General features: G+C 69.2%; 18 protein-coding genes and 1 pseudogene. 15 read left to right on the top strand and 4 right to left on the bottom strand.

The annotated features are described in order from the left end of the window. Positions 1-166 precede the first annotated feature (166 nt). The 7 genes and pseudogenes from AC1MEY_RS12890 (at position 167) to AC1MEY_RS12860 (ending at position 8,179) form a co-directional block, all read left to right on the top strand. Positions 167-1,171, top strand: coding sequence for a LacI family DNA-binding transcriptional regulator (locus AC1MEY_RS12890; protein WP_480230996.1), 1,005 nt, complete (start codon positions 167-169; stop codon positions 1,169-1,171). 133 nt (positions 1,172-1,304) lie between these two features. Further along, positions 1,305-2,129 (top strand): PfkB family carbohydrate kinase, encoded by an 825-nt coding sequence (locus AC1MEY_RS12885; protein ID WP_480231455.1) that lies wholly within the window; start codon positions 1,305-1,307, stop codon positions 2,127-2,129. A gap of 328 nt (positions 2,130-2,457) precedes the next feature. Continuing rightward, on the top strand, positions 2,458-4,398 hold the full coding sequence (locus AC1MEY_RS12880) for a 2-oxoacid:acceptor oxidoreductase subunit alpha (protein WP_480230995.1): 1,941 nt from the start codon (positions 2,458-2,460) through the stop codon (positions 4,396-4,398). After that, positions 4,395-5,477, top strand: coding sequence for a 2-oxoacid:ferredoxin oxidoreductase subunit beta (locus AC1MEY_RS12875; RefSeq protein WP_480230994.1), 1,083 nt, complete (start codon positions 4,395-4,397; stop codon positions 5,475-5,477). Before AC1MEY_RS12880 ends, AC1MEY_RS12875 begins: the two co-directional genes overlap by 4 nt. 52 nt (positions 5,478-5,529) lie before the next feature. Further along, positions 5,530-6,051 (top strand): molybdenum cofactor guanylyltransferase, encoded by a 522-nt coding sequence (mobA, locus tag AC1MEY_RS12870; protein WP_480231454.1) that lies wholly within the window; start codon positions 5,530-5,532, stop codon positions 6,049-6,051. Positions 6,052-7,184: 1,133 nt separating this feature from the next. Next, positions 7,185-7,418, top strand: a pseudogene (locus tag AC1MEY_RS12865) (transglycosylase family protein); the annotation flags it as partial. A 218-nt stretch (positions 7,419-7,636) separates the two neighbouring features. Beyond that, positions 7,637-8,179 (top strand): transglycosylase family protein, encoded by a 543-nt coding sequence (locus tag AC1MEY_RS12860; RefSeq protein ID WP_480230993.1) that lies wholly within the window; start codon positions 7,637-7,639, stop codon positions 8,177-8,179. 11 nt (positions 8,180-8,190) lie between these two features. On the opposite strand, the gene AC1MEY_RS12855 is transcribed toward AC1MEY_RS12860, so the two are convergent. The 4 genes from AC1MEY_RS12855 to AC1MEY_RS12840 form a co-directional block, all read right to left on the bottom strand. Further along, positions 8,191-9,342: an FAD-dependent oxidoreductase gene (locus tag AC1MEY_RS12855; RefSeq protein WP_480230992.1), complete on the bottom strand. Its 1,152-nt coding sequence runs from the start codon at positions 9,340-9,342 to the stop codon at positions 8,191-8,193. A gap of 20 nt (positions 9,343-9,362) precedes the next feature. Then, positions 9,363-9,890 carry a PaaI family thioesterase gene (locus AC1MEY_RS12850; RefSeq protein ID WP_480230991.1) on the bottom strand — a complete coding sequence of 176 codons (528 nt, stop codon included), beginning with the start codon at positions 9,888-9,890 and terminating at the stop codon, positions 9,363-9,365. Then, positions 9,887-10,270: a winged helix-turn-helix transcriptional regulator gene (locus AC1MEY_RS12845; RefSeq protein ID WP_480230990.1), complete on the bottom strand. Its 384-nt coding sequence runs from the start codon at positions 10,268-10,270 to the stop codon at positions 9,887-9,889. Before AC1MEY_RS12845 ends, AC1MEY_RS12850 begins: the two co-directional genes overlap by 4 nt. Before the next feature lie 91 nt (positions 10,271-10,361). Then, the gene (locus tag AC1MEY_RS12840) at positions 10,362-12,179 is read right to left on the bottom strand and encodes an HNH endonuclease signature motif containing protein (protein ID WP_480230989.1); all 1,818 of its coding nucleotides are present in this window, start codon (positions 12,177-12,179) and stop codon (positions 10,362-10,364) included. A gap of 203 nt (positions 12,180-12,382) precedes the next feature. Between AC1MEY_RS12840 and AC1MEY_RS12835 the strand changes: the two genes are divergently transcribed. The 8 genes from AC1MEY_RS12835 to rne all read left to right on the top strand — a co-directional run bounded on the left by AC1MEY_RS12835 (position 12,383) and on the right by rne (position 24,448). After that, positions 12,383-14,356: a S9 family peptidase gene (locus tag AC1MEY_RS12835; protein ID WP_480230988.1), complete on the top strand. Its 1,974-nt coding sequence runs from the start codon at positions 12,383-12,385 to the stop codon at positions 14,354-14,356. Positions 14,357-14,393: 37 nt separating this feature from the next. Further along, positions 14,394-15,650, top strand: a complete 1,257-nt coding sequence (locus AC1MEY_RS12830; protein WP_480230987.1) for a saccharopine dehydrogenase family protein — start codon at positions 14,394-14,396, stop codon at positions 15,648-15,650. A 92-nt stretch (positions 15,651-15,742) separates the two neighbouring features. Next, entirely contained in the window at positions 15,743-16,345 is a 603-nt protein-coding gene (locus tag AC1MEY_RS12825; protein WP_480230986.1) for a DUF937 domain-containing protein, read from the top strand. A 64-nt stretch (positions 16,346-16,409) separates the two neighbouring features. Further along, complete coding sequence (locus AC1MEY_RS12820; RefSeq protein ID WP_480230985.1) at positions 16,410-19,085, top strand: valine--tRNA ligase; 2,676 nt, start codon at positions 16,410-16,412, stop codon at positions 19,083-19,085. 6 nt (positions 19,086-19,091) lie between these two features. Continuing rightward, positions 19,092-20,498 carry a bifunctional tetrahydrofolate synthase/dihydrofolate synthase gene (gene folC / locus AC1MEY_RS12815; protein WP_480230984.1) on the top strand — a complete coding sequence of 469 codons (1,407 nt, stop codon included), beginning with the start codon at positions 19,092-19,094 and terminating at the stop codon, positions 20,496-20,498. Between the two features lie 59 nt (positions 20,499-20,557). After that, entirely contained in the window at positions 20,558-20,896 is a 339-nt protein-coding gene (locus AC1MEY_RS12810) for a DUF4233 domain-containing protein (RefSeq protein WP_480231453.1), read from the top strand. Positions 20,897-20,925: 29 nt separating this feature from the next. Next, positions 20,926-21,333 carry a nucleoside-diphosphate kinase gene (gene ndk, locus AC1MEY_RS12805; RefSeq protein ID WP_480231452.1) on the top strand — a complete coding sequence of 136 codons (408 nt, stop codon included), beginning with the start codon at positions 20,926-20,928 and terminating at the stop codon, positions 21,331-21,333. Between the two features lie 301 nt (positions 21,334-21,634). Beyond that, positions 21,635-24,448 (top strand): ribonuclease E, encoded by a 2,814-nt coding sequence (gene rne, locus AC1MEY_RS12800; RefSeq protein ID WP_480230983.1) that lies wholly within the window; start codon positions 21,635-21,637, stop codon positions 24,446-24,448. Positions 24,449-24,558: the final 110 nt, after the last annotated feature.

The following is a 24,558-nucleotide window of genomic DNA, read 5'->3' as shown; positions in this document are numbered from 1 at the left end:
TCTCGCTGTGACGTGGGCCTCGATCAACACCAGAAACCCGTCAAAAACACCTCAGCGCGCGCTAACCTTCCACGCGAGCAGACACAAAGTCCCCTCGTTCCGGCCAGATGAGGGAAGTTCACGTCTGCTCGCGGGAAGAAGTTGCGGTAGGTACAGGGGGGCGAGGGTGGCGCACAGGTACAAGGTCCGCGAGATCGCGCAGCAGTCCGGGCTGAGCGAGGCGACGGTCGACCGCGTGCTCAACGACCGTCCCGGCGTGCGCGAGAACACCCGCGCCGAGGTGGCGCAAGCCATCGCCGACCTCGACAAGCAGCGGGCGCAGTTGCGGCTCAACGGACGTCGCTACCTGATCGACGTGGTGATGCACACCCCGCGCCGGTTCTCCGACGCCTTCCGCGCCGCGATCGAGGCCGAGCTGCCGGCGTTCGCGCCCGCGATGGTGCGCGCGAGGTTCCACCTGTGGGAGAGCGGTGAGACCTCGCAGATGGTGGACACGCTGTCCCGGATTCGGGGCAGCCACGGCGTCGTCCTCAAGGCGCAGGACCAGCCGGACGTCGTGGAGGCCGTCGACGCGCTCGTCGGTGCGGGCGTGCCCGTCGTCGCCTACACGACCGACGTCCCCGCGAGCGCGCGGTGCGCGTACGTCGGCATCGACAACCACGGCGCGGGCGTCACGGCCGCCTACCTGGTGAACCAGTGGCTCGGCGACGAGCCGTCCGACGTGCTGATCACGCTGAGCCGCACGGTGTTCCGCGGCGAGGGTGAACGCGAGGTCGGATTCCGCGCCGGGCTGCGCGGCTCGGGCCGGGCCATCGTCGAGGTCAGCGACGGCGACGGAATCGACGCCACCACCGAGGCGCTGGTCCTCGAGGCGCTGGAACGCAACCCGCGGATCGGGGCCGTCTACTCACCGGGCGGCGGCAACACCGCGACGGTCGAGGCGTTCGCACGGCTGGGCAGGACGTGCCGGGTGTTCGTCGCGCACGACCTCGACGCGGACAACCGGCGGTTGCTGCGCGACGGCCGCATCTCGGTGGTGCTGCACAACGACCTGCGGGCCGATGCCCGGCTGGCCATCCGGCAACTCCTCCAGCAGCACGGCGCGCTGCCCGCCGAACCGGTCCGGCCTGCACCGATCCAGGTGATCACGCCGTACAACATGCCCGGCTGACGCCGCCAGCACGACCCGTGAATCGTGCTTCCCGGTTTCTCCGACTACCATTTCGCCGCACCCCGACGACTGTTCGGGGGCGAACGTCGCGCATTCAGGAGATCGATCGGTGCAGCCAGGGCTCGTCAACGGGGTGACCGTGCTGGGCAACCTGGCCATCGACGTGATCAACGGCGCGCCGCCGAGCCCGGGCGGCTGCGCCTCGTTCGCCGGCGTCGCGCTGCAGGCGGTCGGCGGGCCCGGCCACATCGCCGCGCTAGGCGCCGAGCAGGACCACGCGCTGTTCGATCCACTGGTCGCACGATTCGGCGACCTGATCCGCATCCTCCCGTCGGCGGTCACCAGTGGGTTCCGGCTCGACTACGTCGACGTGGACCACCGACGGATGTCCGTCGACACCATCGGGCCGGTGTGGGGCCCCGACGAGATTGCCGCCGCCGACCCGGACACCACGTGGGTCCACCTCGCTCCGCTGCTGCGCACCGACTTCCCGGCGGACACGCTCGCGCTGCTCGCGTCGCGGGGTCACCGGGTGGCCTACGACGGCCAGGGGCTGGTGCGCGCCGACCGGATGGGACCGCTTCTCGAGAACCGTGACTTCGCTCCCGACCTGCTCGTCCACCTCGACATGCTCAAGCTCGCCGAGGACGAGGCCGTGGTGGTCGCCGACGGCGAGTTCGACCTCACTGCGGCAAAGCGGCTGGGCGTGCCGGAGATCGTCGTGACCTACGGGTCCGAGGGCTGCGACATCTATACCAACGGGTCCGTCGAGCGCGTGCCGGCCGCCTGGCGGGTCGACGGCGTGCAGACCACGGGAGCCGGTGACATGTTCACGGCGTGCTACGTCGCGCACCGCGCGGCGGGCGACGAGCCGGTCCCGTCTGCCGAACGCGCCAGCGAACTCGTCGCCCGAGAACTCGACAAGCGTCAAGAACGTCGTTCCGCCGGTCTGTCGTAGCCGCAGGTAGAGGGTCCGTCCGGACTGCTACCGATCGGTAACCACGCACTTAGAGAACGACGTTCTCTAAAAGTGACGAAGACCACAAATCCGAGCGGCCGCCGCCGAGCGCGGGTGTCCTGACCTGCACCGTTCGTCGACCTTTACCTGCTGGTAACCCGCGCGTCCGGTGAAGCCCAGCCTAAGAGAAGTGCAATAATCGGTACTGCCAGTGACAGAAAAATTCTGGCGTGTCATTCCGGCGGCGCATCGCGCGACATGGCCTTCTTCCGAAGCCTCGATCGCGACCCGGGATGACCGTCCGGTCCAATCCCGAAAGGCAGGGGTCGTGAGCTCGAACGGCAACGGCACCAGCAACGGCGGTTCCACGCCGAGGCAGAAGCTCGAGAAGGTCGTGATCCGCTTCGCCGGTGACTCCGGCGACGGCATGCAGCTGACCGGCGACCGCTTCACCTCCGAGGCCGCGCTCTTCGGCAACGACCTTGCGACGCAACCGAACTATCCCGCCGAGATCCGGGCACCACAGGGCACCCTGCCGGGTGTCTCGTCGTTCCAGATCCAGATCGCGGACTACGACATCCTCACCGCGGGCGACCGGCCGGACGTGCTGGTGGCGATGAACCCCGCCGCGCTCAAGGCGAACGTCGCCGACCTGCCCCGCGGCGGCCTCATCATCGCCAACTCCGACGAGTTCACCAAGCGCAACCTCGCCAAGGTCGGCTACGAGGCCAACCCGCTCGACTCCGACGAACTGTCCGACTACGTGGTCCAGCCCGTGGCGATGACGACGCTGACGCTCGGCGCCGTCGAGGCCATCGGCGCCACCAAGAAGGACGGCCAGCGCGCCAAGAACATGTTCGCCCTCGGGCTGCTGTCCTGGATGTACGGCCGCGAGCTGGCCCACAGCGAGTCGTTCATCCGCGAGAAGTTCTCCCGCAAGCCCGAAATCGCCGAGGCCAACGTCCTCGCGCTCAAGGCGGGCTGGAACTACGGCGAGACCACCGAGGCGTTCGCGACCACCTACGAGGTGTCGCCCGCCAAGCTGAACTCCGGCGACTACCGCCAGATCTCGGGCAACACGGCGCTGGCGTACGGCATCGTGACCGCGGGTCAGCTGGCCAACACGCAGGTCATCCTCGGCACGTACCCCATTACGCCGGCGTCGGACATCCTGCACGAGCTGTCCAAGCACAAGCACTTCAACGTCCTCACCTTCCAGGCCGAGGACGAGATCGCCGGCATCGGTGCGGCACTCGGTGCGTCCTACGGTGGCGCGCTCGGCGTGACCAGCACGTCGGGCCCCGGCGTCGCACTGAAGTCGGAGGCCATCGGCCTGGGCGTGATGATGGAGCTGCCGCTGCTCATCGTCGACGTGCAGCGCGGCGGCCCCTCGACGGGCCTGCCCACCAAGACCGAGCAGTCCGATCTCCTGCAGGCGCTCTACGGCCGCAACGGCGAGTCCCCGGTGGCCGTGCTGGCCCCGCGCTCCCCGTCGGACTGCTTCGACATCGCCGTCGAGGCGTCGCGGATTGCGCTGACGTACCGCACGCCGGTGATCATCCTGTCCGACGGCGCCATCGCGAACGGGTCCGAACCGTGGCGCATCCCGGACGTCGAGTCCTATGAGGCGATCGACCACACCTTCGCGAAGGAGGGCGAGCCCTTCCAGCCCTACGCCCGCAACCCGGAGACCCTCGCGCGACAGTTCGCCGTGCCGGGAACCCCCGGCCTGGAGCACCGCATCGGTGGGCTCGAGAAGGCCAACGGCTCGGGCAACATCTCCTACGAGCCCGCCAACCACGACCTCATGACGCGGTTGCGTCAGGCCAAGATCGACGGCATCGCGGTGCCCGACATCGAGGTCGACGATCCGAGCGGCGAGGCCGAACTGCTGCTCGTCGGGTGGGGCAGCTCCTACGGCCCGATCGGCGAGGCGTGCCGACGCGCCCGCCGCCAGGGCATCAAGGTGGCCCACGCCCACGTGCGTCACCTCAACCCGTTCCCGGCCAATCTGGGCGACGTGTTGAAGGCCTACCCGACCGTCGTCGCGCCGGAGATGAACCTCGGCCAGCTCGCCACGCTGCTGCGGGCGAAGTACCTGGTCGACGTGCAGTCCGTCACCAAGATGGAGGGCATGGCGTTCCTGGCCGACGAAGTCGAGGGAATCATCGACTCGGCGCTGGACGGAACGCTGGCGGAGAAGGAAACTGACAAGGCCAAGTTCGCACGGTTGGCAGCCGCCACCGTGGACATGGGAGTTGACGCATGACTGACGTGATTGGGGCCGATCTCGGCCTGACGCCCGCTGCTCTGACGAAGACCAGCTCGGTGCCGACCACCGACCAGCCGCAGAAGGCCAAGGACTTCACCAGCGACCAGGAGGTGCGCTGGTGCCCGGGCTGCGGTGACTACGTCATCCTGAACACCATCCGCAACTTCCTGCCCGAGCTGGGGCTGCGTCGCGAGAACATGGTGTTCGTCAGCGGCATCGGCTGCTCGAGCCGGTTCCCGTACTACCTCGAGACCTACGGTCTGCACTCGATCCACGGTCGCGCCCCGACCATCGCGACCGGTCTCGCGCTGGCCCGCGAGGACCTGTCGGTGTGGGTGGTGACCGGTGACGGTGATGCGCTCTCCATCGGCGGCAACCACCTGATCCACGCGCTGCGCCGCAACGTGAACCTGACGATCCTGCTGTTCAACAACCGCATCTACGGTCTGACCAAGGGTCAGTACTCGCCGACGTCCGAAGTCGGCAAGGTCACCAAGTCGACCCCGATGGGTTCGCTGGACTACCCGTTCAACCCGGTGTCCCTGGCGTTGGGTGCCGAGGCCACGTTCGTCGGTCGGGCGCTGGACTCCGACCGCAAGGGCCTCACCGAGGTGCTGCGCGCCGCCGCCGCCCACCGTGGCGCGGCGCTCGTCGAGATCATGCAGGACTGCCCGATCTTCAACGACGGGTCCTTCGACGCGCTCCGCAAGGAAGGCGCCGAGGAACGGCTCATCAACGTCGCGCACGGCCAGCCGATCACGTTCGGTGCCGAGGGCCAGTTCTGCGTGGTGAAGTCCGGTTACGGTCTCGAGGTCGGCAAGACCGCTGACGTCGACCCGTCCGACATCGTCGTGCACAACGCGGAGATCGACGACCCGGCGTACGCGTTCGCACTCTCGCGGCTCTCGGAGCAGAACCTCGAACACACCGTGATGGGCATCTTCCGTCAGGTCAGTCGCCCCACCTACGACGAGATGGCGCGCGATCAGGTGAGTTCTGCAATGGATTCCAAGCCCCACGACACCGCGGCTCTGCAATCCTTGCTCCGTGGAAAAGACACCTGGACCGTCGACTGACGTCTCTGCTCCGCTGGCCGCGATCGTGCTGGCCGGCGGAGCCTCGCGGCGGATGGGCCGAGACAAGGCCACCGTGCGCCTTCCCGGTCCCGACGGCGCGACCACCATGGTCGAGCGGATCGTCGCGACCCTGACCGACCGCTGTAGCCGCGTCTTCGTGATCGCCGCCCCCGGTCAGCCGCTGCCCGATCTGGTGGCGACCATCCTGCGCGACGAGGTCCGCGGCGTGGGTCCGTTGCTCGCCACGGCGCGCGGCCTGCACGCCGCCGCCGACGCCGGCTTCGAGTGGGCCTTCGTGAGCGCTGTCGACATGCCACTGCTCGACGTCGAGTTGATCGACGCCCTCGTCGGCCCCGCGCGACGACTTGGCGTCGACGTCGTCCTGCCGTGGGACGGCCGCGACCACTACTTGGCCGGCGTCTACCGCACCGATCTGGCGACTCGCGCCGACGCACTCGTCGCCGCGGGTGAGCGCAGCATGCGCGCGTTGGTCGGTGCGGCCGACACCCAGCGCGTGGTCATGCCCGAGCAGCGCTCGTTGCTGAACGTCAACACGCCGGCCGACATCGCGTAGATCACTTCAGCAAATTGTCAATTCGGTCGTGAATTTAGGCCGATTCGACGCTTCGCCATTCTTCTCGTCGATTCACCGGCCTTCCGAACGTGGTAACGACGTCAAAATGGGGCCCGGCTGCTCTCGATCCCCAGGGCGCGCAAGGCGGATGCCGGGGCGCCAAGGCGCTGTCGCACAACGGATGTGACCGTGCAGGACGACCATCGTGAATGGCGCGCAAGGCCTTTGATTTCGTCGATCGCTGGCTCGTAGGCGTAGAAATGCGTTCCCGTCGATCGAAACGCACGGCGAGTGGTCTGATGTGCGATTGAGGTGCGGGACATACGCTTCCGTGTACGTTCTCGTTCATCATCGAATCACGTTGCACACGAGATCCGTTCGAGGACACGTGCCGATTGGATGACCGCACGGTCGCCACAGCACGTCGGGAAAACCGTTGTTCGACAGTAGATTCGAGTCACCTCGATGTCTCTCGAGTTCATTGGCCGTAGCGAACCGCTCACTACGCCGGGCCCCGATATCCTTCGGAATCGCTGTGGGAGAACCAAAGTCGTCGTTGCGAGTTGGACGAAACGGTGAATTCATGTGCGCCGGGTCACAAATCACTGGTGACGTGCATCACGAAAATGGCTGCGGCGGCCGGCCTGTTTCGCGTGCCTAGGTAGCGGTGCTGACCTGCCGATATGTGCCCGAATCCGCGCCGTGATCGAAACGTTATCTGCCGGGTGGCGGCAGATTTCAAACATGACTTCGTCAGAAATTATTCGTAGGGTCCCATCGACTCCTCAGGAGCAAACAACTCAACAATCACGAAACTTGCGTGTGAGCAGGGGACGCGGTGGGTCGGGACCGTCTGGTTCCCGCGCCTGCCCGTCGTCACGGACGTCGTTCGTCCGGTGCGACGGATCTGGTCCCCCTGCTGTCGTGCCCGACGGAGACGGCACGGCCCAACCCTCCTACCTGGGTGACCAGGTGACGCATGTCCGCGACTGCGCGGACGTGTCGTGGTGCGCGCTTGGCGAAAGGATCGAAGTTTGAAGAACATCCGTATGACGCTCAGGTCGGCCACCATCGCCGGAGCCCTCGTGGCGGCTCCGCTCGCTGGAATGCTGGTGGCGGCTGGACCTGCGAATGCGGACGGCGTGAACTGGGACGCCGTTGCTGCCTGCGAGTCGGGCGGCAACTGGTCGACCGCAACCGGAAACGGGTACTACGGCGGTCTGCAGTTCACCATGGGTACGTGGCGCTCGAACGGCGGCAGCGGCTCACCGCACAACGCCAGCCGCGAGGAGCAGATTCGCGTCGCCAACAACGTGCTCAGCACGCAGGGCATCGGCGCCTGGCCGGTCTGCGGTCGGCGCGGCTGATCTCACCGAAGGGCGGTGTCGGGCGAGCTGTCCGGCACCGTCCTTCGTCGTCCCACCTACCTCACCTTCCTCTGCTTTCCATCACGCCCCGATAAAGAACGTCCACCTCTTCTGTAACGCATGACGTGGGTCACACGACCTATCACGTGACTGCCTCAGCGCGAGCACGCCACGCCGAAGCGGTCCTCGTGTCAACCGGTCGGGGAAGGACCGCAGAGATGAACGTCAGCACCGCACGTCGCAGCAGAATCGCCACCGGCCTACGGCTCGTGGTCGCCAAGGGCCTCCGGCTCGTCGTCCTGACCGGCGCGTTCGCCATCGTTGCGACCGCCATGGCCACGGCCTTCTCCGGTGGCACCGCACACGCGGACACCATGAACTGGGACGCCGTCGCCAAGTGCGAGTCGGGCGGAAACTGGGCGGCCAACACCGGCAACGGGCACTACGGCGGCCTGCAGTTCAAGCAGGCGACCTGGAGTTCCAACGGCGGCTACGGCTCGCCTGCGTTCGCCTCCCGTGCCGAGCAGATCCGGGTGGCCGAGAACGTCCTGCAGTCCCAGGGCGTGAAGGCCTGGCCGAAGTGCGGTCCCCTCGGCGGGCAGCCCGCGGTGTGGAAGACGCCCGGTGCGCCGACCACGGCCGGTGGAACCGGTACCGGGTGCGACGCGATTCGCCCGGGCGGCGTCTTCGGCATCATCGACCTGCGCACGATGTGCTCCACCTTCCTCGCACCGCTCGCGGCGTTCGGCCAGGTGCGCTGAGTCCTACCGACTCACCGCTCCGGCAGGACGAAGGCCGACCGGGCGGCGACCGAGGCCAGGTGCCGGGTCAGGATGGCCTCCGGTACGACGGCCGACGCCCGCATCACCGCCGCGCCCACGACCGCCGGACGCACGTTGACCAGCCGGCCGATCATCCTGGACTCACGGGCGAGCGCCCGCGTCCGCGGCCGACGCGCGGCGGCGAAGCGGGCGAACGCGGCCGATAGGTCGTCACCGCGTCCGACGCAGTGCGCGAGTACCGCCGCATCCTCCACGCCCTGACATCCGCCCTGGCCGAGGTGTGGCCGCATCGGATGTGCGGCGTCCCCGACGATGGTCACCGGCCCGCGGGACCACACCCGGGCCTCGTCGCGGTCGTACAGGTCGGTGCGCAGGACCGCATCGGGGTCGGTGGCGGCCAACAGCGACGGGATCGGCTCCGCCCAGTCGGCGTACTTCGCGCGGAGATGGGTCAGTTCGCCGTCGGGCGCCGATCCGCCCTCGGGGCCGCGCTCGGTACCGAACCAGTAGGTGTGCCCGGTGCCCAGGGGTACGTGGCCGAATTCCGTTCCGACGCCCATCGTCTCGCCGGCGAGGTCGGGATCGATCGCGTAATCGGCGACGCCGCGCCACGCGGTGTACCCCGCATAGCGGCGCCGCAGCGGACCGTTCAGGTGCCGCGCGATCACCGACCCGACGCCGTCGGCACCGATCACCGCCGCGGCCTCGTGCGTATTGCCATCGGCCAGCGTCACGCGAACGTCACGCCCCGACGTCGCGAGACCCGTTGCCGCCGAACCGGACACGATCGACCCCTCGACGAGGGCATCGGTGAGCAGACCCGTCAGGACCGACCGTCTGACCACGACCAGCGGTTCACCGAGCGCGGTGACGATTCGCTCGGGGGAGGGGCGTCGCAACCATCGCCCGTCGCTCCACCGCATCGCGCCGGCTGCCACCCGTCCTCCGGACTCGCGCACGGCGTCACCGAGCCCGATCTCATCAAAGGCCGCAAGCGCATTGGGCCAGATGCTGATCCCCGCACCCGAGGTGGTGTCGGACCTCTCCTCGACGATCGTGACGTCGTGGCCGCGTCGCTGCAGTGCGACGGCCGTGGCGAGACCGGCGATGCCGGCGCCGACGACGAGGATCCGTTGCGTCATGCCCCGACGCTAGCGCTCGCCTAGAGGTCGAAGACCAGCAGCGTGCTGGTGGCCGTCGCCACGACGGCACCGTTCGCGTCCGTCACGACGCCTTCGGTGAAGCCGACGCGGGAACCGGCCTTGACCACGGTGCCCGTTGCCGTCAGCGGTCCGTTGGCCAGTCGGACGGCCTTGAGGTAGTTCACCTTGATCTCGATCGACGTGTATCCCTTGCCCTGCGGCAGGGTGCTGTGCAGCGCGCATCCCGCGACCGAGTCGAGCAGCGTGCACACCAGGCCGCCGTGGATGGCGCCGATCGGATTGAAGGCGGACTCGTCGGGCGTGCAGTCGAACACCACGCGACCCGGTTCCGCCGACACCATGCCGAACGCCATCAGGCCGGAGATCGGCGGCGGCGGCAGGGTGCCGTCGACCATGGCACGCAGGTAGTCGATGCCCGCCATCGACAGTCCGGCGGCCGTGGTGGGCGCCGGGTCGTGCCACTCGACGACCTTGGTGCGTCGCTCGCCCCACTCGGTGGTCGGGACTTCGGTCGGTTCGGCGGTCACGGGATCTCCTTCGGGGTCATGACGAGGGCAGGACGGGTGTGTCGGTGCGGGTCGTCGTCGGCCACGGCGTGGTCGAGGCCCCAGGCCAGCAGTCCCTCGAGGACGGGCGCGAGTGCGCGACCCGAGTCCGTGAGTACGTACTCGTCACGGTGTGCCGTGCGCGGCACCCGGGCGAGGACGCCCGCCGCCTCCAGGGTCTTCAGCCGCGCGGCGATGCGGTCGCGCGGTGCGCCGGTGCCGCGGACGATGTCGCTGAATCGGGTGGCGCCGAGGAAGACCTCTCGCACGACGAGCAGAGCCCATCGCTCGCCGACCACCTCCAGGGCGGCCGCGATCGGACACGGCCGGCCGGGGAGATCACCGAGAGGCGAGGTGGGCACCGGGTCAGCATGCCGGTGATCGGTTTGAAAATCAAACCATTGTGGAACCACGTGCGGTTCCGCCAGTGCGCCATTCCGTGGCGCGGTGCGGCTAGGCCGCGGTGCCGGTGGGTGGTTCGGGCCTGCCGGGTTCGTAGCCGTCGTGGGTGCCTTCGGTCTCGGCGGGTTCGGGGTGCGCGGGCGCTCCGGTGGCCGGCGGGGTGTCTGGAGTCTGGGGGCCGAACGTTTCGGTCTGTGCCGCTGCGCGTTTGCGGGCGGCGCGTTGCTTCTCGGCGGCGGCCCAGGTGGGATCGACGGGCCACCAGGGGATGGGCTCGGTGTCGTCGGAGAGGTCGGTGTCGTCCGGGGTTGGCGTGCGGGCGGCGCGTTCGGCTTCGGCGGCGGCCCAGGTGGGGTCGACGGGCCACCAGGGGATGGGCTCGGTGTCGTCGGCTGTGCTGTGTTCTTCGGCGTTTTCAACGGTGTCGTCGTCGGATGCCGTTGTGTTGTGGGTCGATACGTCGGTGTCGGTCCACCCGGTGTCGGCGTCGTCGGGGTGCCAGGCGTCGTCGGGTGGGGGTCGGAGTTGTTCGGGGTGGTGGTAGTCGTTGGTGCGTTTCTGGCCGGTGTCGAGCGTCGGTGGGGGGATCCACTCCACATCGTGGGTGTCGGTGATGCGGGTGGTCCAGCCGCCGGGTCCGACGGCGCGGTTGTCGGGTCCGCAGGCCAGGGCCAAATCGTCGACGTTGGTGTCCCCGCCGGCGCTCCAGTCCTGGGTGGCGTGGTGGACTTGGGTGCCGTAGGCGGGGACGGTGCAGCCGGGTTTGGTGCAGCCCCCGTCGCGGGCGATCAACGCCAACCGCTGCGCCACCGACGCGGTGCGGCGGGTGCGGAACAGGTCGAGGACGGAACCGGTGGCGTCGTCGAACACCGCCAGATAATTCGTCGCATCCTTCTGCGCGGCCATGTTCAGGACGTCGGCGACCGGGACGATGGTGCCGCCGCCGGTGACGCCGATCCCCGCCCGAGTCTGCAGGTCCTGGAGGGTGGTGCGGACGATGACGGTGGTGGGCAGGCCGTTGAGGTGCCCGAGGTCGCCCTTGTCGAGTGCCATTCTGCCGATGTATTCGAATGCGTCGTGGCGGCGTTGGGCGGGGGTGCGGAGGTCGCCGTCGATCTGCTGCTGGGTGGGGGTGCCCGTGGTGCAGGGATGCTCGTCGGCGGGGTTGCACATCCCGGGAGCGGAGAATCGGGCGTTGAGTACTTCCCACACCGCGTACGCCGCGGGGGTGAGGTCGCCGGTGATGCCGATGGTGGAGTCGTCGCGTTGTTTGGTGAACACGATGTTGCGGCGCCGGGCGCGTTCGGCGTCGTCGGGGGGTGGGCCGTCCTGGTCGAGGAGGTACACGGTGCGCCGCGCCACGTCGTCGAGTGCGTCGGGGCCGGATCCGACGGCGTGGCGGACCCAGTCGACTTCGACGCGGTCGCGGGTGGCGGTGTCGACCCAGCCGGGCAGGCGTTTGAGGTGTTTGCGGATCACCGCGACGTGCTCGGCGGTGATGAATCCGAGGCGTTGGGCGGCGGCGGTCGCCGGCAGCTGGGGTGGCATCGGCGCCCCGGATAAGGCTCGTCGGGGGGCGAGGAGGTCGGCGTCGGTGAGTCGGCGGTTGGCTTCGGTGGTGGAGATGCGGTACCGGGTCGCGAGGACGTCGCGCCAGGACTTCGCGCCCATCTCCGCCGGTGTGGATTGCGCCTTCAGTTGGGCGAGGAGGCGGTGGTTCTGGGTGGGGAGTTGGCAGTGGTGGGTTTCGAGTTCGTCCATCACCTCGAGGAGTTCGGTGGGGGTGAGGGATTGGGTGTCGCAGGCGGCGAAGGTGGCGTAGGCGTCGCGCAGCGCGGTGAGCGCTTCACTGACCTCGCCATTCGACATACATCGAACATACGTTCGATGGTCGATGATTTCAAGGGTTTACGCCTGAGAAAACACGAAGAAACCAACCGTCCTGTGACTCCTGAAACGCAAGTGACACAAGGTGTTCGGCGCAGTCGAGCGTCACGGGTCGGCCGCGTCGATCGTCGTCGTCCCCACTCCTCGTCCCCACTCCACGCCCCGGCGTGTGCTACCACGGATGCGTGACCCCGACGCCGTTTCACGACCTCGACGCCTTCCTCGGACTTCCGCGCGTGGCCGTCCTCGCCGTGTCGCCCGACGGATCCCGCGTCGTCACCACGATCTCCCGACTGAACGATGCATCCACCGAACTCCTCAGTGCCATATGGGAACTCGACGTCGACGCCGTCGAACCCGCCCGTCGGCTCACGCACGGTGCCGCCGGGGAGTCCGCACCCGTCTTTGCCCACGACGGCGACCTTCTCTTCCTCGCCAAGAGACAGACAGCGGACGAGCCCGCACCGCCGCCCGCGCTGTGGCGGCTCCCGGCGACGGGCGGTGAGGCCCAGCTGGAACTGGCGCTCGCGGGAGGCGTCGACGGCGCGATCCCGGCCACCGACGCCGACGTCGTGATCGTCCGCGCCTCCCTGCTGCCGTCGGCCGGCGACGTGGCGGAGGACCGGCGCCTGCGCGCGCTGCGCAAGGACGGCAAGGTGACGGCGATCCTGCACTCGGGATATCCGGTCCGCCACTGGGACCACGACCTCGGTCCGGCCCAACCGCACCTGCTTCGCGTCGACGGAGTCCGCGATCTCACCCCGCATCCCGGATCCGCACTGCGTGAGGCCGACGTCGACCTGAGCAGCGACGGCGAGTTCGCCGTCATCACCTGGCGGGTCCCCGCGCCGGACGCCTCCAGTCGGGTGCTCCTGATGCGCTGCGACACCACCACCGGCGAGCAGACGATCCTGGTGGACGACCCCGACGCGGATCTCGGTCATCCGGTGCTGTCGCCCGACGGCGCACGCGTCGCCTATCTGCGCGAGTCGTTCAGCACGCCCTCCGACGCACCGCGAATCACACTGTGGTGTCTGACGTTCGGCGAAGAGCCCGTGCATGTGGGCGCGGAGTGGGATCGCTGGCCGACGTCGGTCGCGTGGGCCCGGGACGGATCCGTACTGCTGGTCACCGCCGACGAGAACGGGCGCGGCCCGGTCTTCGCGATCGATCCGGCGGACTCGTCGGTCACCCGCCTGACCGACGACGACTTCACCTACACGAACGTGATCCCGCTGCCGGGTGGCGGCTTCGTCGCGCTGCGCAGCTCGTACCTGGCCCCGGCGCACCCCGTGCGCGTCGGCACCGACGGCGTGGCCACCGAACTGCCGTGCGTCGAAAGGACCGCCCTCCCTGGTGAACTCGTCGAGACCACCGCCCTCGCCTCGGACGGCACCACCATCCGGTCGTGGCTGGTGCTACCGGACGATTCCGCACCCGCGCCGCTCGTCCTGTGGATCCATGGGGGACCGCTCAACAGCTGGAACGCCTGGCATTGGCGATGGTGCCCCTGGTTGCTCGCGGCCCGCGGATACGCCGTCCTGCTGCCCGATCCCGCCCTGTCGACCGGCTACGGTCAGGACTTCGTCCAGCGGGGCTGGGGGGCGTGGGGCGAGGCGCCCTACACCGACCTGATGGCTGCGACGGACTCCGCACTGGGGCACCCACGCGTCGACGGCACGCGGACGGCCGCGATGGGCGGCTCGTTCGGCGGCTACATGGCCAACTGGATCGCCGGTCACACGAACCGATTCCGGGCGATCGTCACCCACGCGAGCCTGTGGGCGCTCGACCAGTTCGCCCACACCACCGACGGCGCCGACTGGTGGGCCCGTGAGATGACGGCCGAGATGACCGACCGCAACTCACCGCACCGGCACGTGCGGGACATCCGCACGCCGATGCTCGTCATCCACGGCGACGAGGACTACCGCGTGCCGATCGGAGAGGCGCTGCGGCTCTGGTACGAATTGCTCGCGTCGTCGGCGTCGCCCGCCGCCGCCGACGGCTCGAGTCCACACCGCTTCCTGTACTACCCCGACGAGGGGCACTGGATCACCTCGCCGCAGCACGCCAAGATCTGGTACCAGGTGGTGACGTCCTTCCTCGGCGTGCACCTCCTCGGCCTCGACGAGGACCTGCCCGAAGCCCTCGGCTGAACCCGGACGGCCGAGCGCCGACCGGTAGTTTGAAAGCATGACCGCAGCACAGCGAGAGTTCGACATCGTCCTGTACGGCGCCACCGGATTCGTCGGCAAACTCACCGCCGACTACCTCGCGAGGCACGGGGGTGATGCCCGCATCGCGCTGGCCGGCCGGTCGCCGGCGAAGCTGCGGGGCGTGCGGGACACCCTCGGACCCACCGCCGCCGACTGGGCACTGATCGAGGCCGACGCGTCGCAGCCGTCCACGCTCAACGACATGGCGTCGCGCACCCGCGTGGTCGTGACGACGGTCGGCCCCTACACCAAGTACGGCCTGCCGCTGGTGTCCGCGTGTGCCGCTGCCGGGACGGACTACGCCGACCTCACCGGCGAGACGATGTTCGTCCGCGACAGCATCGACACCTACCACAAGCAGGCCGCCGACACCGGCGCGCGGATCGTGCACGCCTGCGGTTTCGACTCCATTCCGTCCGACCTCAGCGTCTACGCGCTGCACCGGCAGGCCGAGCAGGACGGCACCGGCCAGCTGGGGGACACGACGCTCGTCGTGCGCCGCTTCGCGGGCGGGGTCTCCGGTGGCACGCTCGCCTCGATGCTCGAGGTGCTGGACACCGCGTCGTCCGACCCCGAGGCGCGACGCGAGATGAACGACCCGTACACGCTGTCCACCGATCGTGGCGCCGAACCGGACCTCGGCCACCAGACCGACACCCCGTGGCGCCGCGGCCGCGAGATCGCGCCCGAACTCGACGGCATCTGGGCGGGCGCATTCGCGATGGGCGCGCCGAACTCCCGGATCGTCCGACGCAGCAACGCCCTGCTCGACTGGTCCTACGGCCGCACGTTCCGCTACGCCGAGACCATGAGCATGGGGTCCTCGATCGTCGCCCCCATCGCCGCGGCCGTCGACACCGCCGCGAACGTCGCGATGCTCGGCCTCGGCGGCCGGTACTTCAACAAGCTGCCCCGCGGCCTGATCGATCGCATGCTGCCCAAGCCCGGCACCGGACCCAGCGAAAGCACCCGGGAGAAGGGGCATTACACGGTCGAGACGTACACGACGACCACGTCCGGCGCCCGCTACCGCGCGACGATGTCGCAGCAGGGCGATCCCGGGTACAAGGCCACCTCGGTGCTGCTCGGCGAGTGCGGCCTGGCGCTCGCGCTGGACCGCGACGACCTGTCCGACCTGCACGGCGTGCTGACGCCGGCGGCCGCGATGGGCGACGCGCTGCTCGCCCGCTTCCCGGGCGCCGGGGTCACGCTGACCACCGAACGTCTGGCCTGAACCCGGGAGCGGAGAACCCGCGTGGGTCCGCGTCACGGCGGCTAGTGTCGCAGTGGATCGACTGACATCCCAGCGACGAAGGTGGACACGTCATGGCCGGCCTCGACGAACTGTTCGACCAGATCCCCACGGCCCAGATCGCGGCCCGGTTGGGTGCCGACCAGGGTGAGGTGGACGGCGCCGTCCGAAATCTCGTCCCGTTGCTCGTCGGCGGTCTCCAGCAGAACGCCCAGGACCCGGGCAAGGCCGCCGGCATCGAGAACGCCGCAGGCAGCCATGCCGCGCGTGGACTGCTCGACGGCGGCGTCGACGTCGGCCAGGTCGACGAGGCCGACGGCTCCAAGGCCGTCGCCAAGATCTTCGGCGGCAACGACACCGGCCAGGTGGCGTCGGCGCTCGCGGGCGGTGGTGGCGGCAACTCGGAGCTGATCAAGAAACTGCTGCCCATCCTCACGCCGATCGTGCTGGCCTACATCGGCAAGAAGTTGTCGGGCGGCGGCACCGCGACCGGACAGCAGTCCTCCGGCGGGGGACTCGGCGACGTCCTGGGCAGCATCCTGGGTGGGGGCCAGGGCGGCGGGCAGGGCGGCGCCGACAATCCGCTGGGCAGCATCCTGGGCAGCGTGCTCGGCGGCAACCAGGGCGGCGGCGGACTCGGCGACATCCTCGGCGGGCTGCTCGGCGGCAAGAAGTAGCCCGACGCGCCGCTGGGGCGAACCGCGTCGACACCCGGCCGTGCGGTCTTCCTAGAATGTGGAGGTGACCGACTCTTCGCAGCCCTCCGACAACCCCGGGGTCTCCGCCCTGCCGAAGTCGTGGGACCCGGGCGAGGTGGAGAGCGAGCTGTACCAGGGCTGGGTGGACGCCGGATACTTCACCGCGGACCCGTCCAGCACCAAGCCGCCGTACTCCATCGTGCTCCCGCCCCCGAACGTCACCGGCAGCCTGCACATGGGGCACGCCCTCGACCACACGATCATGGACGTGCTCACCCGTCGCAAGCGCATGCAGGGCTATGAGGTGCTGTGGCTGCCGGGTATGGACCATGCCGGCATCGCGACGCAGACGCTGGTGGAGAAGCAGCTGGCCGTCGACGGCAAGTCCAAGGAGGACTTCGGCCGCGAACTGTTCATCGACAAGGTGTGGGACTGGAAGCGCGAGTCCGGCGGCACCATCGGCGCGCAGATGCGCCGCATCGGAGACGGCGTCGACTGGAGTCGTGACCGCTTCACGATGGACGACGGACTGTCCCGCGCCGTCCGGACCATCTTCAAGAAGCTGTACGACACCGGGCTGATCTACCAGGCCGAGCGCCTGGTCAACTGGTCGCCCGTGCTCGAGACGGCCATCTCCGACCTCGAGGTGAAGTACGAGGACGTCGAGGGTGAGCTGGTGTCGTTCCGGTACGGCTCGATGAACGACGACGAGCCGCACATCGTGGTCGCCACCACCCGGATGGAGACCATGCTGGGCGACACCGCGGTCGCGGTGCACCCCGACGACGACCGGTACCGCGCGCTGGTCGGGCAGACCCTGCCGCACCCGTTCCTCGACACCACGATCGTGATCGTGGCCGACGCGCACGTCGACCCCGAATTCGGCACCGGTGCCGTCAAGGTGACCCCCGCCCACGACCCCAACGACTTCGAGATCGGCGTCCGTCACGACCTGCCGATGCCGTCGATCCTGGACACCCGCGGCCGGATCACCGGCACGGGCACCCGATTCGACGGGATGGACCGCTTCGAGGCGCGGGTGGCCGTGCGCGAGGCGCTCGCCGAGCAGGGCCGCATCGTCGCCGAGAAGCGTCCTTACCTGCACAGCGTGGGCCACTCGGAGCGCAGCGGCGAGCCCATCGAACCGCGGCTGTCGCTGCAGTGGTGGGTCAAGGTCGAGTCGCTGGCCAAGGCGGCGGGCGACGCGGTCCGCAACGGCGACACGGTGATCCACCCCAAGAGCCTGGAACCGCGGTGGTTCGCCTGGGTGGACGACATGCACGACTGGTGCATCTCGCGGCAGCTGTGGTGGGGACACCGCATCCCCATCTGGCACGGTCCCGACGGCCAGAAGGTCTGCGTCGGACCCGACGAGACCCCGCCCGAGGGCTGGGAGCAGGACCCCGACGTCCTCGACACCTGGTTCTCGTCGGCGCTGTGGCCCTTCTCGACGATGGGCTGGCCCGAGAGCACGCCCGAACTCGAGAAGTTCTATCCCACCAGCGTTCTCGTCACCGGATACGACATCCTCTTCTTCTGGGTGGCGCGCATGATGATGTTCGGGACGTTCGTCGGCGACGACGACGTCATCACCTCCGGCGGGGCGCGTGGTCCGCAGGTGCCCTTCGAGAACGTCTTCCTGCACGGTCTGATCCGCGACGAGTTCGGCCGCAAGATGAGCAAGTCGAAGGGCAACGGCATCGACCCCCTCGACTGGGTCGAGACGTTCGGCGCCGACGCGCTGCGGTTCACGCTGGCGCGTGGCGCCAGTCCCGGCGGTGACCTGTCCATCGGCGAGGACCACGCCCGAGCCTCGCGCAACTTCGCGACCAAGCTCTTCAACGCGACCAAGTTCGCACTGATGAACGGCGCGGCGCCAGCACCGCTACCCGCGGCCGACGCCCTCACCGACGCAGATCGCTGGATCCTCGGGCGGCTCGAAGAGGTTCGCGCAGAGGTGGATTCGACGCTCGACGGCTACGAGTTCAGTCGCGCCTGCGAGGCGCTCTACCACTTCGCATGGGACGAGTTCTGCGACTGGTACCTCGAATTGGCCAAGGTCCAGCTCGCCGGCGACCCCGCCGGTCCCACCAACGCGGTGCTCGCAGCGGTCCTCGACTCGCTGCTCAAACTGCTGCACCCGGTGATGCCGTTCGTCACCGAGACCCTGTGGAAGACGCTCACCGGCGGCGAGTCGCTGGTGGTGGCCCAGTGGCCCGAGCCGTCCGGGCACACGACCGATGCGACTGCGGTGCAACGGATCACCGACATGCAGCGACTGGTGACCGAGGTGCGACGCTTCCGCAGCGATCAGGGGCTGGGCGATCGGCAGCGCGTGCCGGCCCGGCTCGTCGGGATCGGCGGGGCCGACCTCGACACGCAGGTGGCCGCCGTGGCGTCGCTGGCGTGGCTCACCGAACCCGCCGACGGGTTCGCGCCCTCGGCGTCGGTCGAAGTGCGACTGTCGCAGGGGACCGTCACCGTCGAACTCGACACGTCGGGCACGGTCGACGTGGCCGCCGAACGCCGCCGGCTCGAGAAGGACCTGGCCGCCGCGCAGAAGGAACTGGCCCAGACCACCGGCAAGCTCGGCAACGAGGCGTTCCTCGCCAAGGCGCCCGAGCCCGTCGTCGAGAAGATCCGCGGCCGTAGGCAATTGGCGGCCGAGGAGGTCGAGCGGATCTCCGGTCGCCTCGCCGGCCTCCCGGCGGGCGGATAGCCGACCGTGACGTCACCCGAACCCACCCCCGACGAGATCGCCTCGCTGCTCCAGGTCGAGCACCTCCTGGACCAGCGCTGGCCCGAGACCAAGCTCGAGCCGAGCACGGCCCGGATCAGCGCCCTGATGGAACTGCTGGGCTCGCCGCAGCGGGCCTACCCGAGCATCCACGTGGCGGGCACCAACGGCAAGACGTCGGTGGTCCGGTTGATCGACGCGCTGCTGATCGCCCTGCACCGGCGGACCGGACGCACCACCAGCCCACACCTGCAGTCGGCGGTCGAGCGCATCGCGATCGACGGGCTACCCATCACCCCGGCGCGCTACGTCGAGACCTACCGCGAGATCGAGCCGTTCGTCGAACTCGTCGACCAGCAGTCGGAGGCCACCGGCGGGCCGAAGATGAGCAAGTTCGAGGTGCTCACCGCGATGGCGTTCGCCGCGTTCGCGGACGCTCCGGTGGACGTCGCGGTGGTCGAGGTCGGGATGGGCGGGCGGTGGGACGCCACCAACGTCGTCGACGCGCCGGTCGCCGTCATCACGCCGATCGGCATCGACCACACCGAGTACCTCGGCGACACGGTGGCCGAGATCGCCGGCGAGAAGGCCGGCATCATCGTGAAGGCCAAGGACGACCTCGTGCCGGTCGACACCGTCGCGGTGATCGGCAGGCAGCCACCCGAGGCCATGGAGGCGCTGCTCGCACAGGCGGTCCGCAGCGACGCCGCCGTCGCCCGCGAGGACTCCGAGTTCGCGGTCCTCGGTCGCGAGATCGCCGTCGGCGGACAGCTTCTCGAGCTGCAGGGTCTGAGCGGTACCTACACCGACGTCTTCCTCCCGCTGCACGGTGAGCACCAGGCGCACAACGCGGTCCTGGCGCTGGCGGCGGTCGAGGCGTTCTTCGGTGCGGGTGCCGACCGCCAGCTCGACGTCGACGCGGTCCGGGCCGGCTTCGCCTCCGTCGCCAGCCCCGGCCGACTCGAACGCATGCGTAGCGCGCCCACCGTCTTCATCGACGCCGCCCACAATCCTGCGGGCGCCGCGGCACTGGCCACCACGCTGGAGCAGGAGTTCGACTTCCGCTACCTCGTCGGCGTGGTGTCGGTGATGGCGGACAAGGACGTCGACGGGATGCTGGCCGCCCTCGAGCCGGCATTCGACGTCATCGTCGTCACCCACAACGGCTCGCCGCGCGCGATGGACGTCGAATCGCTCGCGATGCGCGCCGAGGAGCGGTTCGGGCCCGAACGCGTCGTCACCGCCGCCACCCTTCCCGATGCCATCGAAACCGCGACCGCGATGGTGGAGCAGGCGGGGGAGGACGACGGCTTCTCCGGTTCGGGCATGGTCATCACGGGCTCCGTCGTCACCGCCGGGGCCGCACGCACACTCTTCGGACGGGACCCACAGTGACCGCACCACCACCCGACGCCCCCGCCCCGCCCGACCCGTGGCGCAGCTTCCGCGGCGTCATGGCGGGCACGCTCATCCTCGAGGCGATCGTCGTGCTGCTGGCACTGCCCGTCGTGTCGATGTCGCAGGGCGGCCTCACCGTGTGGTCGGGCGGCTTCCTGATCGGCATGGCCGTCGTGCTCGTGCTGATGTCCGGCGTGCAGGGCAGGTCGTGGGCGCTCTCGGCGAACCTCGGCATCCAGGGTCTGCTCGTGGCGGGAGTGTTCATCCATCCCGCCATCGCCTTCATCGGCGTGGTGTTCGTGGCCGTCTGGCTGCTGATCGCGTACCTGCGGGCCGAGGTCAAGCGGCGCCAGGATCGCGGGGAACTGCCGGGGCAGCAGAACGTTCAGGACTGACCGGTACGCTGTGCGCCGTGACTGACGCGATCGAACGAACCCTTGTCCTGGTCAAGCCCGACGGCGTTCGGCGTCAACTCGTCGGGGAGATCCTCGGCCGCATCGAGCGCAAGGGGCTGACCATCGCCGCCCTGGAACTCAAGACCGTGACCGACGAGGTCGCCCGCGCGCACTACGCGGAGCACGAGGACAAGCCGTTCTTCCCGTCGCTGCTGGAATTCATCACCTCGGGTCCCGTGGTCGCCGCCGTCATCGAGGGCCCGCGTGCCATTGCCGCGTTCCGTCAGATCGCCGGCGGCACCGATCCGGTGGAGAAGGCCACGCCCGGCACGATCCGCGCTGACCTGGCCCTCGTCACCCAGGACAACCTCGTCCACGGCTCGGATTCGCCCGAGTCCGCGGCTCGCGAGATCGATCTCTGGTTCCCCGGGCGTTAGCTGTCCGTCCTCCAACCGACGGCACCTCGTCGGTTTCGCCGCAGCGGTGTGGGATACTGGCGTCGGGTAACCGGTTCACTACCAGAATCGGGCATCCGGATGAAGACTTGGACGAGCGCGACCACCCATGCGTATCAAGGGTGTGGCGCCGACCGTCCAACCATCATTCAGCCAGGCATCGGGGGCTCACCACGAGCCGCCCGGAGCGAGACCATACAAGCCCGGGGAACCCCTCGGGCTCATAGCGGAAGCCCTCGCGTGGCCGCGTCGACATGACGCGCCCGGGGGCTGAGGAGATTTCGTGGCCCATGATGCGCCTACCCAAGATCAGCCCGAAGACAGCCAGCACGAGCAGGATCCCCCTGCCGAGCTGACCGATGCAGGCCCGACCGACGACGTCGTCGAGGCCGACTCGGACGCCGTCCCCACCGTCGACGACCCCCAGGCCGTGGTCGACGAGGAACTGGTCGAACCGGACTTCGACGCGGCACCGATCGTGGTGATCGACACCGAGGTGGTCGACTCCATCGAGATCGTGGAGGGTGACGAGCCCGAATCCCGGCTGCTGCTCGAGACCCCGAAACCCCCGGTCGCCGCCCCGGCGGACTACCTGCCGCTCTTCGTCGCACCGCAACCGGTGTCGTTCGAGACGTTCCGGGCCGCCAAGGCGGTCGTGGAGGACGACGACGACGAGGACGACACCGACGACGACGATGCCGACGACACGTCGGCCGACTCGGACGATGACTCCGGTGATCCGCCCGCGAACCGCCGCCGCCGCCGTGGCAGGCGCGGCCGCGGCCGCGGCCGCGGCGAGCAGGGCGGCGACGAGTCCTCCGACGGTGACGACGACGAGCCCACCGAGCCCACAGAGTCCACCGACTCCGACGACGACTCCGACGACGACGAGGACGACGACTCCGGCGACGACGAGAACTCCGGTGGCGACGGCGCCAGCAAGCGCAGGCGGAGGCGTCGTCGGCGCAAGTCCGGTGGCGCCGCCGACAGCGACGATCCCGCCGCCCCCGACGATCCGCCGAACACCGTCGTGCACGAACGGGCCCCGCGGGCCCGGGCCGAGAAGCCTGCCAAGTCCGACGAGATCCAGGGCATCAGCGGGTCGACCCGGCTGGAGGCCAAGCGCCAGCGCCGCCGTGACGGTCGCGACGCAGGACGCCGTCGTCCCCCGATCCTGAGCGAAGCCGAGTTCCTCGCCCGCCGCGAGGCCGTGGAGCGCGTCATGGTGGTGCGCGACAAGGTCCGCACCGAACCGCCGCACGAGGGCGCCCGCTACACGCAGATCGCGGTGCTCGAGGACGGCGTCGTCGTCGAACACTTCGTGACGTCGGCCGCGTCGGCGTCCCTGGTCGGCAACATCTACCTCGGGATCGTGCAGAACGTGCTGCCCTCGATGGAGGCGGCGTTCGTCGACATCGGCCGCGGCCGCAACGGCGTCCTCTACGCCGGCGAGGTCAACTGGGAGGCCGCAGGTCTCGGCGGCGCGCAGCGCAAGATCGAGCAGGCCCTCAAGCCCGGTGACTACGTCGTCGTGCAGGTCAGCAAGGACCCTGTCGGACACAAGGGCGCCCGCCTGACCACGCAGATCTCGCTCGCGGGCCGCTACCTGGTGTACGTGCCCGGCGCCTCGTCCACCGGCATCAGCCGCAAGCTTCCCGACACCGAGCGGCAGCGTCTCAAGGAGATCCTGCGCGAGGTCGTCCCGTCCGATGCGGGCGTGATCATCCGCACCGCCTCGGAGGGCGTCAAGGAAGAGGACATCCGCACCGACGTCAACCGTCTGCAGGAACGCTGGACCGAGATCGAGGCCAAGGCCACCGAGCTGACCGCCAAGGCCGCCGGCGCCGCGCTCACGCTGTACGAGGAGCCCGACGTCCTGGTCAAGGTCATCCGCGACCTGTTCAACGAGGACTTCTCCGGTCTGATCGTGTCCGGTGACGACGCCTGGCAGACCATCGACGAGTACGTGCGAGCGGTCGCGCCGGAGCTGGTCCCGCGCATGACCAGGTACGCCCCCGCCGGTGGACCCGACGGACCCGACGTCTTCGCCGTGCACCGCATCGACGAGCAGCTCACCAAGGCCATGGACCGCAAGGTGTGGTTGCCGTCGGGCGGCACGCTGGTGATCGACCGCACCGAGGCCATGACCGTCGTCGACGTCAACACCGGCAAGTTCACCGGGTCGGGCGGCAACCTCGAGCAGACCGTCACGCGCAACAACCTGGAGGCCGCCGAGGAAACCGTGCGGCAGCTGCGGTTGCGCGACATCGGCGGCATCATCGTCATCGACTTCATCGACATGGTGCTCGAGCAGAACCGCGACCTCGTCCTGCGCAGGCTGACTGAGGCGCTGGCCCGCGACCGCACCCGCCACCAGGTCTCCGAGGTCACCTCGCTCGGCCTGGTGCAGCTGACCCGAAAGAAGCTCGGCACCGGGCTGATCGAGGCGTTCTCGACGACGTGCACGCACTGCGCCGGTCGCGGCCTGATGCTGCACGGCGATCCGGTCGACTCGGGCGCACCGGCCCAAGGCGGCCGCAAGGCCGAGCCGGGCACCGGCCGCCGGAGCAAGCGCGGCAAGAAGGGTGGCCGCACCGAGGAGGTCGTGGCGGAGGCCGTCCCGATGGCCAAGGTCCCGAACCACGGCGCGAGCGATCACCCCATGTTCAAGGCGATGGCTGCCGCCAACGGGCGCCACGACGAGAACGGCGAGCCGATCGACGACGAGAACGCCGGCGACGAGGGCGAGGACGAGACGATCGCGCCCGCGCTGATCGCCGACGAGACGCCCGACGACACCGACTTCGACGAGTCCGAGGACGACACCGAGGACGACACCGAGGACGAGGACACCGACGACGTCCTCGACGACGACGAAGACGATGACGACGAAGACGACGACGACATCGAGGTGATCGACGACGACTCCGACGACGACTCGGATGACGACGACGACTCGGACGACGACGACGACGACTCGGACGACGAGGATGACGACGACGACGAGGACGACGAAGTCCTCTCGGTGGCGCCGTCCAGGCCGGCCCGACGACGCGCGGCCGCCCGGCCTGCGGGACCTCCGAGTCAGGATGGGTGATCCGACCTGCGGCGGAGGCGGTTTGACCCCTTACCCGCTGGTCACGTAATCTTGTGCAGTTGTCTGTCGGCTCCGTGATCATCTGAGCCGGTGGCAGCGGGTCCATTCGG

This window comes from Mycobacterium sp. PTI7 (assembly GCF_056679845.1).
The sequence above is the reverse complement of the archived record's forward strand: the minus strand, read 5'-3'. Positions and strand labels throughout refer to the sequence as shown.